10 protein-coding genes are annotated in these 12,061 nt (G+C 47.3%); 4 read left to right on the forward strand and 6 right to left on the reverse strand.

Annotated features, from left to right (window positions below; all coding sequences use genetic code 11):
* Nucleotides 1-94: 94 nt before the first annotated feature.
* From ICN49_RS06255 to ICN49_RS06265, 3 genes are read left to right on the forward strand one after another with little or no spacing between them, the layout of a single operon-like run.
* Nucleotides 95-1,816 (forward strand): ArnT family glycosyltransferase, encoded by a 1,722-nt coding sequence (locus tag ICN49_RS06255; RefSeq protein ID WP_216166823.1) that lies wholly within the window; start codon nt 95-97, stop codon nt 1,814-1,816.
* Complete coding sequence (locus ICN49_RS06260) at nt 1,813-3,048, forward strand: sialidase family protein (RefSeq protein WP_216166824.1); 1,236 nt, start codon at nt 1,813-1,815, stop codon at nt 3,046-3,048. Before ICN49_RS06255 ends, ICN49_RS06260 begins: the two co-directional genes overlap by 4 nt.
* Nucleotides 3,045-3,668 (forward strand): hypothetical protein, encoded by a 624-nt coding sequence (locus ICN49_RS06265; protein WP_255535418.1) that lies wholly within the window; start codon nt 3,045-3,047, stop codon nt 3,666-3,668. The genes ICN49_RS06260 and ICN49_RS06265 overlap by 4 nt, the downstream gene beginning before the upstream one ends.
* Nucleotides 3,669-3,737: 69 nt before the next feature.
* On the opposite strand, the gene ICN49_RS06270 is transcribed toward ICN49_RS06265, so the two are convergent.
* The 6 genes from ICN49_RS06270 to fabI form a co-directional block, all read right to left on the reverse strand.
* Nucleotides 3,738-4,724 carry a tripartite tricarboxylate transporter substrate-binding protein gene (locus ICN49_RS06270; RefSeq protein WP_216166825.1) on the reverse strand — a complete coding sequence of 329 codons (987 nt, stop codon included), beginning with the start codon at nt 4,722-4,724 and terminating at the stop codon, nt 3,738-3,740.
* Nucleotides 4,725-4,816: 92 nt separating this feature from the next.
* Nucleotides 4,817-5,662 (reverse strand): HpcH/HpaI aldolase/citrate lyase family protein, encoded by an 846-nt coding sequence (locus ICN49_RS06275; protein ID WP_216166826.1) that lies wholly within the window; start codon nt 5,660-5,662, stop codon nt 4,817-4,819.
* A gap of 41 nt (nt 5,663-5,703) precedes the next feature.
* Nucleotides 5,704-7,080 carry an MmgE/PrpD family protein gene (locus tag ICN49_RS06280; RefSeq protein WP_216166827.1) on the reverse strand — a complete coding sequence of 459 codons (1,377 nt, stop codon included), beginning with the start codon at nt 7,078-7,080 and terminating at the stop codon, nt 5,704-5,706.
* An 18-nt stretch (nt 7,081-7,098) separates the two neighbouring features.
* The gene (locus tag ICN49_RS06285; RefSeq protein ID WP_216166828.1) at nt 7,099-7,983 is read right to left on the reverse strand and encodes an HTD2 family dehydratase; all 885 of its coding nucleotides are present in this window, start codon (nt 7,981-7,983) and stop codon (nt 7,099-7,101) included.
* Between the two features lie 19 nt (nt 7,984-8,002).
* Nucleotides 8,003-9,358, reverse strand: coding sequence for a chromate efflux transporter (chrA, locus tag ICN49_RS06290; RefSeq protein ID WP_216166829.1), 1,356 nt, complete (start codon nt 9,356-9,358; stop codon nt 8,003-8,005).
* Between the two features lies 1 nt (nt 9,359).
* A complete protein-coding gene (fabI, locus tag ICN49_RS06295) occupies nt 9,360-10,142 on the reverse strand; it encodes an enoyl-ACP reductase FabI (RefSeq protein ID WP_216166830.1) in 783 nt (260 codons plus the stop codon).
* Nucleotides 10,143-10,192: 50 nt separating this feature from the next.
* On the opposite strand from fabI, the gene ICN49_RS06300 reads away from it, so the two are divergent.
* Nucleotides 10,193-12,061: an extracellular solute-binding protein gene (locus ICN49_RS06300; protein ID WP_216166831.1), complete on the forward strand. Its 1,869-nt coding sequence runs from the start codon at nt 10,193-10,195 to the stop codon at nt 12,059-12,061.

The following is a 12,061-nucleotide window of genomic DNA, read 5'->3' on the forward strand; positions in this document are numbered from 1 at the left end:
TCATAAGCTTAGAACTAAAAGTGGCGAATAAGGCTCTCTAGTAGGGCTTCTGGGCTTTTTGCCGCTTCGGTGCTAAGCCCTTTAAACTAGGCACATGCGAAGTACTTTTTCTTACCGCAGTGCCATCCTCATCTTGCTCTTGGGCATATTCACCTATCTTTATGGTTTAGATAGTCGATTTGCCCCTAAAAACGGTGATGAGTACCCATATATGCATATTGTGCGGATGACCGCTGATTCTGCAGCTTGGTTGCCACTCCAGTCTGAGATGGATGGGATAAAGAACACCAAACCCCCGCTCTTGTTTTGGCAGGGGATTGCTAGTACTGGATGGGCTAGCCAGTGGAGCCTCTCGAGTCTTCGTTGGCCAAGCCTTGCGTATACCGCCTTGACCGCATTTTTCTTATTTCTGGCGGTGCGTCGTTTTAGTGGCAAGACGCAAACAGGGTTATTAGCTGGTTTAGTGTGGCTCTCATTTTTTGCAAGCTATCGTTATGGTCGGCCATTTTTAACTGATCCCCCTGAAGTATTTTGGCTGAGCCTATCGTTTATGGCTTTACTGTACTGGGGTAAGTCCGCCTTTGAATCAAAATTATTATTCCCATTATTGGCTGCCATCTGTTTCGGTTTGGCGTTACTTTCTAAATCGTTTGCTTATATCGTGCCGGCATCTTTGGCTCTGAGCCTGTACTACTGGCGTTGGCGTGAATGGAGTATTCCGAAGTTTTTGATACATGACTTCACGAAGGTTGTTTTGATTGCGGTGTTGGCCTTAGGAATCTTTGCGCTCTGGTTTGCACTCGATCCATTTCCTGAGGCAGTCTGGAAAGAATTTGTACTTGGTGAAAATGCCGGAAAATTTGAGGCACGCAGCTCGAACTATCTATTAGATTTTATTCGTGGTGGCGATAGTATTTGGATGTTGTTGCTGACAACGCTAGCAAATGCAGGCCTATTCTTTTTTGTTTTGATTAGCGCCCTCTGGCAGTGCTGGCGCAATCGTCGCTTTCTTTCTCTAGAAGAGAGCCTCTTACTTTTATTAGTTGCCGCTTTCCTATTGATCTTTAGTCTGCCTAGTCAGCGTTCTGGCCGCTACCTTTTACCAGTCATGCCGGCCTTTGCCGCATTGATTGCACTGTATTGGGATCGACTACCCTTGTGGGGCTTTAGAGCTGCACTCTTATTGCAGTTCATCATTCTTTCTGCGCTGATTTGGGTGGGCGGTAATTTACAAGCATCCCACTTTTTAGGTGAGGTAGGTGCTTGGACCTACTCGAGCTGGCATTGGGCTTTAATGGTGATCAGCTTGATGGTGATCTTGGCTGGCTTGTTTAGAAAAAATCTTGGCAAGACGATTGCTTTAGCTGGATGTTTCTTGTGTTATTGCGCCTTAACAAGTAGCTTATCTCCTCTTGAGGGTGCGCTAGGGCGCTTTAATCCGGCCACTATGCAAGCTGTTCAAGATCAAGAGGTATGGATTCCTTGTGACTATCGCGCCAAAGATGAAGAGTACCGCTTGTTGTTGCCAGGCGCCAAACTACATGGTTATTTAGCTAAGGATGCTGGTAATGTGGATGCTCTAGTAAATGCCTATCCCTTGGTAGCAGTGCAGGCACCTCTTGGGCTTGCCCCGCAGATTTGTGAGACTTGCAAGATTGTTGGTGGACGCATGGAAATGCGTGCACGCCACTCTGATGAAGAAATCAAAGATATGCTCATGGGCCATATTGGTGAGCATCTGTTTGTAATGGAGTATTTGATTTCTACCCCTGTAAAAATAACTGAGCCGCAAAGCGGTAAGGATGCTTGTCGATGAGTCGTGTCATTGCCTTTTGTTTTTTATTGCTAGCCGCTGTTCTGGGTTTTTTATATATTGATAGTCGACCAGCGTGGGCGCCTTTTACTGTCTCTGCTGTGGCAGTTGTTGAGGAAGAGCAAGCTCAAAGTAGTCCAGTTAAAAAATCATCCCCAGTTAATAAGCTAACCATAGCGCATCCACAATCAGATTGGTTGCCAGATACTGGCGCCGCTTCAGTACATGCTGCATCGTTAATTAGTCTGAAAGACGGTGCTATTCGAGCCTTCTGGTTTGCTGGTAGTAGAGAAGGCGCATCAGATGTGGTGATTAATAGCGCCATCTATGATTCGAAGTCTGGTGCTTGGAGTGCGCCAACTGTCGTCATGGATCGCCTTACCGCAGAAAAAGGTCTATCACGCTATATCGCTAAGCTAGGTAATCCAGTTCCGAGTAGATCTGCTGATGGCCGCCTGCAACTGTTCTTTGTTACGGTATCTATCGGTGGCTGGGCTGGAAGTTCAATCTCGACTATCAGTTCAGATGATGAGGGGGCAACATGGAGTCGCCCACATCGTTTGATTACCTCACCCTTGACTAATCTGAGTACTTTAGTGAAATCACCCGCGATTCAGTTTGCGGATGGTCGCTTAGGTTTGCCTGCCTATCATGAGTGGATTGGTCGGTTTGGCGAGTTCTTGAGGATCGAATCTGATCAAGTGATTGATAAGCGCCGCATGAGCTCCGGGCGCAGTGCGATTCAGCCAATTGTTTTTACAGACGGCACTGAACAGGCAGCAGCATATTTTCGTCAAGCGAGGAGTGGATCTGCGCCTAAGCAAATTCCTGTGAGCGAAACGCACAATGCTGGGCAGACTTGGCAGACTATCGGCGACTTAGAAATTGCCAATCCAAATTCAGCGATTGCCGCATTGACCCTATCGAACGGCATGCGTTTATTGGTATTGAATAATCTAGAGGCGGGGCGCCATCGCTTGGTTTTGCTAATGGCCGACCCTAGCGATAAAGCTAAGCAATGGCAAGTGGTTCAAGTGCTCGAAGATGATGAAGCATTACCCGACGAGCAGCGTCGTGAGTTCTCATACCCATACTTGATCACGGGTGATGGTAGTGATGCGCATTTGGTTTACACCTGGGATAGAAAGAAAATACGCCACATGCATTTTGGATCCGCTTGGCTCGCCCAGTTACAGAGTCAATTAAAAGATCAGAAAAAAGAAGGGGAGCAATGATGGATCGTTTAATGCAAATCGTTGCCTTGATAGAGATGTCAATCAGTTGCGCCGTCATGGTGATTTGGTTGATAGAAAAAATATTCCAAGTCAGCATGCCACTGAGCGCCCGTATCATTCTCTTGATATTGTTTGGCAATCTCTTCTTTTGGCCGCTTGGCTTATTTATGGAGTTGCCCATAGCGGCTTATGTTCGCGGTGTAACGGGCGATCTGAGCATTGTTTCCATGTTATTACTCTGGTCTACTCTATTGCCTTCTAACAAGCCCAATCCCATTGCATTTAAAGTTGCAGTCGCGATTGTGGCTATTAGTTTCTATCCGCTTGCACTCGGTTTAGGAATGTTTGATCCATATACGTGGGGGTATGGTTCGATCGGCTTTCTGATTGGAGTCTTGGTATTTGCAGTCATTTGCGGTCTAGCTAACTGGAATAAAGGGGTCTGGATCATTGCGATCGCCATTATTGCCTGGACCCTTCATTGGCATGAATCCGCCAACCTATGGGACTATTTATTGGATCCTTTCTTGGGTATTTGGGCTATTGGGTCTATCGTCAACTCGTTTCGGCTAAAGCGACGCGAGCGAGCGCAATCAGGATACTTATTTAGGGCGGGATGATTGGCCAATAAATGAAGAAACAAAAAAGCCAGCGTGAGCTGGCCTTTTTATTGGTACTAGAGAGAATGCTTAATCAGCATACGCACCAGCTTTACGAATCACTGGACCCCATTTATTGATTTCAGATTCTAGATGGTTCTTGAGTCCAGCAGGCGTTGCTTTGCTTGGTGGAACAATCTCAATATTAGACTCTGCTAAACGTGTCTTCACTTCTGGATCATTTAAAGCGGCATTGAGCGCTTTGTTGATTTTTGCAAGCACAGCCGGTGGAGTACCTTTTGATACATACATACCATGCCAAACTTTGACATCAAATCCCTTAAGGCCTTGCTCATCCAATGTAGGAATATTTGGCAGGGCTGATAAGCGCTTCGGTGTTGTTACGCCGTAGGTCTTGACTAAACCATCTCTGATGTAGGGAACAGTTTGTGTTGTTTGATCGCACAGCAGGTCAACTTGACCGCCCAATAAATCCGTTAGAGCTGGGCCTGTGCCTTTGTAGGGCACGGTAGTCAATTCCACGCCTTCGCGGGACATGAATAGCAAACCGCAGAGCTGTGAAACCGCGCCAGGACCGGCATTCGCCAAAGTCACTTTATCTTTATTGGCCTTGATATAAACCTCAAGCTCTTTAAAGTTGTTAGGCGGGAAGTTCTTGCGACCTAAGAGCACCATTGGTACGTCAACTACTTGACCAATGTATTCAAAATCGGTCATTGGATCAAATTGGAGTTTCTTATACAAGGCTGGCGCTGTAGCCATACCCATGTGGTGAATAAAAACGGTGTAGCCATCTGGAGCCGACCGAGCAACGCGCGTTGCAGCAATCGTTCCGCCTGCACCAACTGTGTTTTCAACGATGACTGTTTGCCCCAAGGATTTGCCCATTGGAATGGCAATGAGTCGAGCCACTGCGTCGGTAGGTCCACCGGCGGCAAATGGTACGACTAGCGTTACCGGCTTATTTGGATAGGGATCAGCTGCAAGAGCAGATCCAATAAAGGAGGAGGCGAGCAGGGCGCCTAGTCCTGCCAATATGGATGTACGTAATTTCATGGTTTTCTCCGTCTAAATTCTATAAATCGAATGACTTGTTTGAATATATTTATATGCAGGTTTGATTTTGCCAGCATTCTTGACTTGGCTGATTAGTGTTTACCAGCAATTGCAAGGGTTCTTTGGGCTAAAAGTACCACTGGGCGATCAATCATGCGGCCATCTAACTTGATTGCACCACCTTTAGAGGCTTGATCGGCTTCTATCACCCGCTTAGCCCAAGATACCTCTTCCTCACTTGGCATAAAGGCTGTCTTGACTGGGGCCACCTGTTTAGGGTGAATACAGAGTTTGGCTCCAAAGCCCAGCCGTTTAGCCCGCTGAGCATCAGCCTGAATGCGCTCAATATCATCGGTAGATGGAGTCACGCCATCAATCGGCGGAGCAATTTGGGCTAGCCGCGAAGCTAAAACGATTTGGTAGCGTGCGACTTGTAGTTCGGTTTCTTGGGGATCGCAAACCATTCCAAGATCAGCCTGTAAATCAATATTGCCCAGAGCAAGTCGAAGTACCTGGTTTGAGTTAGCTAGCTCTTTGAGTTTATCTAGCCCAATCGCAGTTTCAATCATGGGTACGATGGCCGTATTTGGCAAGATTTGTGCAGCCCCATTAATTTGATCGAGAGATTCACTTTTCGGGATTAATAAGCAAGCAATATTGAGCTCTTGTGCCAATATTAGATCCGCTACATAAAATTTTGTGCCAGGTGAGTTTGACCTCAGAACTAAACGCTTCTTTTGTTCGGCTGTAAATTGAGGCCAGGCTGCACGAATGGCGCTACGCGCATGTTCTTTTTCATCTTCTGGCACAGCATCTTCTAAATCCAGAATGACGGCGTCAGCGCCACTATCCAAGGCTTTTGCAAAACGCTCTGGACGTGTGCCAGGAACAAATAAGAAGTTGCTACTAAAGCCAAGAGGTGTGTCGAGTGGGTTCATGAAATAGAGAGAAAATGAAATACGTAAATGAAATGTATCAATTAATTGCGTGGCAGTAAGAAGCCTATCTTGGACTGTTTACGAACATTCCACAAGAGCTCAATAGCTTTACTCATTTCTGCTGCGCTGGCGCCACCGCTAAATGCAGCAAGACGCATGGCTTTATCGGTAATCTCAGTGCGACTGAGCGTATTGCCTGGATCACCTTTTGGTTCATCGACTCGACCATCTAGGATTTGACCATTATGAAGATGTACTTTGACCTTGCCAATCCAGCGTTGCGGGTAAGCGCCATCCACTTCAGGATCCAAAGTCATCGTTACGCGATCACGGAATAGGCAAATAGCGTCATCATGAAAATGTTGATCGAACTCTTGTAAGCCAGCAAATTGATAGTGTGCAATGAGCGCCAATACCGTTCCCATTGAAAACTTGGATTGATGAACGGTGGCTGGATCGGTCACTGGTCCCAAGACATCAATTGCCCCTTGATGAACTAAAGTTTCTACTTTCGCTATATCGCTAGGTTTGAGTTTGTTTGCGAGCATGACTTGCAGTAAGGCATCTGCTGCAGGGTGAGTATGACGACAAGAAGCGTGATATTTAAAGCTGGTTTCAGCAATAGCCCAGCGTGTGCCAAGACCATCCACTAACTTGCTTGGGTCTGAGTCGCTTGACATCCCGGCCGCCATACCTTGCTTACCCTCCATGATGTGTTGAGCGCCAGTAAATCCAGCTTGTGCAATATAGGCAGACATCAAGCCAGTAGAAGCGGCATGTGCTGTGTGTAGTTGTTTTGAATCTGCAGCATCTCGTAAGAACTCCCAAAGACCGGCAGACTGAGTGCCAGCCGAACCAAAGGCGTGGAGCATTTGTTCGGGCTTGAGTTTGAGGAGGTGGCCAACTGTCGCAGCGGCTGCAAGCGTGCCGGCAGTGCCAGTGGTGTGAAACACTTTGTAGTGTGAGCGACCCAAGAATTCGCCAACGCGAATACCGACTTCATAACCCGCAACTGCAGCAGTGAGCATTTCTTCACCAGATGCGCCAAGCGCTTGCGCACAAGCTAAAGCGGGCGGAAACACTACGGTAGCGGGGTGAAAGACTGAGCCGTTATGGACATCGTCCTGTTCAGCAACATGTGATGCTGCGGCGTTAGCCATGGCTGCTAGAAATGGACTTGAGCTTGCACGAGAAATCAACACTTCAGATGGGCCAGTATGAGCACTATCGTAGCCACTCATGTTTTGTGCAAATTGCGTAATGATCTCAACAGGACGCGAGCCCTTACCAGCAATCGCAGAACCAAACCAATCTACTAATAAGTCTTCTGCACGCGCAATGACATCACTGGGAATGTCAGCAATCTTTAGATTGGCGGCAAAGTTAGCCAGCTCTTTGGATAAATGGGGTGTCGACATAAAGGGCGCCTGTTCTCGTTAAGCTAACACTGCGGTTGCTTGCATCGTGAGCCAACCCTCGTGATCTTGGGCCCAGATAGAAATCATCTTACCGCTAGGATCTTTTTCGAGATCGGGCTTGGCACTTACTTTGAAGATGTTGATATCAAAGGTGGGGCGGATGGCACGGAATTCAAAACTCTTGAGCTTGCATCCCGGAATACTTTGGCGTACGAGGTCAACCAACAAGGTTGCAATCAGTGGCCCGTGAACAATGAGACCTGGGTAACCCTCAACTTCAGTGACGTACTGGCGATCGTAATGAATGCGATGGCCGTTAAAGGTGAGTGCTGAGTAGCGGAATAACAAAACATCATCCGGTGTAATGGTCTTAGACCATTTGGCATCACTTGGCGCTGGTGTTGGTGCCACGGGCTTGTCATCTGGTCCAGGCGCATCGCGGTACACAATGTCATGTTCTTCAATGAGGGCTAAACCATTTTGGTTGGAGATCTCATGTTTGACTAAAACAAAAATTAGATCACCGGTGCGACCCGCTTTATGGGTAACAGATTCAATTTTAGAAACCCGTTTGATCTCATCACCAACAGAAAGCGGCGCAAGCCATTGCACGCGACTACCAGCCCACATGCGACGGGGTAGCGGAACTGGAGGCAGAAAGCCGCCGCGTTTAGGATGACCATCCGGACCAATTTCAGATTGGCGAGCATGCGGTAAAAAGTATAGCCAGTGCCACAGTTCAGGCAAGAAGCTACCTTTGCTTGGGGCAGGATCTGGACGATCTAATGTGGCGGAGAGTGCTCTGACTGGCGCTGCTGTGACAGTGTCTTCAAGAGACTCCGTTTTGCCGAGCCATTCTTGGAGGTGGGTGATGGTCTGAGGTTCGATTCGCATAACTTCCATTATGCCAATCTTGAGCTACTTAGGCGCCAAGTAATATGGAGCTGAGATAGGCTAAGAGCCCCGCCAAAGCAGAGCCTGCCAATACCGTGATAACCCCTTTTTGGTACTTGAAAAGCGCAAGGGCTGCCAATAGGCAGATCACCATCGAGATCCAAGAAATTGAACCTCCTAGGCCATGTGGCAGAAATACGTGATACGCAAAAAATAGACCTAGATTGGCGATCACACCAACCACTGCTGCAGTAATTGCAGTGAGGGGTGCAGTGAAACTGACATTGCCATGGGTCGACTCAATCAGCGGGCCACCAACCAAAATAAAAAAGAAGGAGGGTAGAAAGGTGAACCATGTTGCTACGCACGCACCAAGAGCGCCAAACCAAAATGGATTTGCATTACCAATTAGATGTTGGATATGGCCAGCCAAATAACCTACAAAGGCAACCACCATGATGAGTGGGCCGGGAGTTGTTTCTCCTAGTGCCAGACCATCCATCATTTGGCCTGCGCTAAGCCATTGAAATTGATCGACAGCACCTTGATAGACGTAAGGCAGTACAGCATAGGCGCCACCAAAAGTGAGGAAGGCGGCCTTGGTGAAGAACCAAGCGATTTGTGGATAAAGTGTTTTCCATCCAAACAGAGCCGCAAGACTTGCTATTGGAATAATCCAGAAGAGCGCAGCAATGGCTGAATGCTTGATGGTTTTCTGAATATTAAATTGTGCGTGCTCTGGCGTGGGCGTGTTGTCGTCAATGATGGCAGGAAGATGCTCAACAACTCCACTTGAACCATGGCTACTTTTTTGTTGAAAGTATTGTGGGTATTTCTTGCCACCCCAAATTCCGATCAATGCTGCTATGACAACAATGATTGGGAAGGCTACATTCAGAATAAAGATGGCTAGAAAAGATCCCAGCGCGATCCAGCGTAAAGCTTGATTGTGAATAGTGCGCTTACCAATGCGCACGGCAGCATGGATGACGATCGCCGTTACTGCAGGTTTAATACCAAAGAAGATGGCTGCAATCCAAGGTACTTGCCCAAAAGTCAGATACACCCATGACAAGCCAATCAAAATAAACAGTGATGGCAAGACGAATAAAGTACCCGCCAAGATCCCACCCCAACTGCGATGCATGAGCCAGCCAATATAAGCAACTAGCTGTTGCGCCTCAGGACCTGGAAGCAGCATGCAGTAATTGAGCGCATGTAAAAAGCGCCGCTCAGAAATCCAGCGACGCTTTTCAACTAGCTCTTGATGCAGGACCGAGATTTGTCCTGCGGGGCCGCCAAAACTAATGAATCCTAATTTTGCCCAGAACTTTAAAGCTTCTGTAAGGGGAATTGGATTTTGTTTGACTTGCCCAGGATTCAACTTACTCGCCCATACCGACCGCTACTTGGCTAAAGCCATTGTCGACATAAATGATTTCAGCAGTAATGGCACTAGCTAAATCTGAAAGCAAGAATGAAGCTGCATTACCAACTTCCTCAATGGTGACGTTGCGACGTAAAGGGGCAGCATTTTCAAAGCCACTTAAGAGCTTGCTGAAATCTTTAATGCCTGAAGCGGCTAAGGTCTTGATGGGGCCTGCAGAAATGCCGTTTACACGAATGCCTTTAGGGCCCAATGAGGTTGCAAGGTAGCGAACAGAAGCTTCTAGTGAGGCCTTTGCAAGACCCATCGTGTTGTAGTGGGGGACGGTGCGCATTGCTCCAAGATAGGTCAAGGTTAACAATGAAGAGTTTTCTCTGAGCATCGGCAGTGCTGCTTTGGCCATCGCTGGGAAGCTATATGCAGAAATGTCATGGGCAATACGGTAAGCCTCGCGAGTAAATCCATCCAAGAAATCACCGGCAATTGCCTCCCGTGGGGCAAAACCAATGGCATGGACTAAGCCATCGAGCTGTGGCCATACTTTGGCCAAATCGGTAAATACAGCCTCAATTTGCTCGTCGCTACCGACATCACAGTCAAAAATGAGCTCTGAATTGAATTCTTTGGCGAAATCTATGGTGCGCTCTTTAAAACGCTCTCCTACATAGGTAAAGGCTAATTCAGCCCCTTCACGGTGGCAGGCTTTAGCGATGCCATACGCAATGGAGCGGTTAGAAAGGAGGCCGGTAATCAGAATTTTTTTGCCGGAGAGAAAGCCCATGATGTGTCCTTTGATTCAAATAAGATTTGCTAACTACAATTGTTGCATATATGTCCATCCACATCCCCTTCCGTCAAATTACCTGCTTTTTGCTGCTAGCCCTACTGGCTGGGGTGCAGGCCAATACAGCACAGGCCGGACAGGGCATTTCTCAATATGGCAAACCCAAATATGCCGATGGATTTAGCCACTTTGACTATGTAAATCCCAATGCCCCTAGGGGTGGAACCCTGACTTTGCCCAATCCTGGACAAAGAACCAGTTTTGACAAATTCAATCCCTTTACCTTGCGAGGTATTCCTGCGCCTGGGATCGAGCTGATGTTTGAATCCCTGGCTGAAGGGAGCGCTGATGAAGTTTCCAGTGTTTATGGCTTGCTCGCGGAGGATATTGCAGTGGCAGCGGATCACAAATCAGTCATCTTTCGGATACGTGAAGGGGCAAAGTTCTCTGATGGCAGCCCAGTTCTAGCTGCCGATGTCAAACATAGTTTTGATGTCTTAATGAGTGGACAAGCGCACCCACGCTACAAAACAACCTTTGGTGATATCAAGCAAGCCGTGGTTCTATCTGCTCGCGAGGTACGCTTCGATTTTAAAAATACCAACACTGAACTGCCTATCTTGGCAGGAACATTGCCCATCTTTTCTCATAACTGGGGCAAGAAGGCAGATGGCTCAATGATGCCGTTTGATCAGATGGCCTTTGAAACACCGATTGGCAGTGGTCCTTATTTAATTGAGTCATTCAAGGCTGGTAAATCCATTACCTATAAAAGAAATCCCAATTATTGGGCCGATCATTTGGGTAAACCTTTAAATATTCGCGTTGGTTTTTATAACTTTGATCGCGTGCTGTACAAACTTTACAGTGATGATGCTGTGCGGCTCGAAGCATTTAAGGCGGGTGAGTTTGATGCTTTGGTTGAGTATCGCGCCAAGATTTGGGCTAAAGGGTATGTGGGCGCAAAGTTCAATGACGGCACTTTATTCAAGAAAGCTTTCCTCAATCACAATGGCGCCGGTATGCAAGGCTTCGCCATGAATCTGCGTCGCCCTATTTTTCAGGATCCGCGCGTGCGACAAGCAGTGGGGTATGCACTTGATTTTGAGTGGCTCAATCGCCAAATCTTTTTTGATCAATATGGCCGTATCAATAGTTACTTCACTAATAGTGATTTGAGTGCAAACTTTGATGGCCCACGCAAACCTACTGAAGCAGAGTTGAAATTACTCAAACCTTTAAAAGCGAAATACCCTCAGTGGGTACCAGATGCTGCCTTTGGCCCAATGCCACCTGCGCCGTCTACAACACCTCCAGGTAGCTTGCGTCAAAACTTGCGTAAGGCTAGAGCCTTACTGGCTGAGGCAGGCTGGCAATATCGTGATGGCGCATTACGCAATATTCAGGGTGAGCCATTTCGCTTTGAGATGGTTGAGGATGGACCATTCTTTTTAAGAGTGATTTCTGCGTATGTGCGTAATCTTGAAAAGCTAGGCATCCAGGTGGATGTGAGAACCAGCGACTTTGCACTCCATCAAAAGCGCATGAATGAGTATGACTTTGATATGACTACGATTCGCTTTCAGGACTCTCAAAATCCCGGTAGTGAATTATGGGATCGCTTTGGTAGTCAGGCTGCTAAAGAAAAAGGTTCTGATAATGTTATTGGAATTCAGTCGCCCGTAGTAGATGCTTTGGTTGAGGAGATTACCAAAGCAAAGAATCGTGATGAGCTGCGTGCAGCTACCCGTTCTTTAGATCGTGTGCTGTGGAATAGTTACTTTGTTGTACCGCAGTGGTACAACCCAACGCATCGTGTAGCGTATCGTAAAGAGATGCGCTATCCCGAGCCTCCTTTGTATTATTCAGCAGAGGCCTGGATCATGCAAAACTGGTGGAAAGAGGGATCTCAATAA

It is taken from the genome of Polynucleobacter finlandensis, from assembly GCF_018881755.1.
Lineage (GTDB): Bacteria > Pseudomonadota > Gammaproteobacteria > Burkholderiales > Burkholderiaceae > Polynucleobacter > Polynucleobacter finlandensis.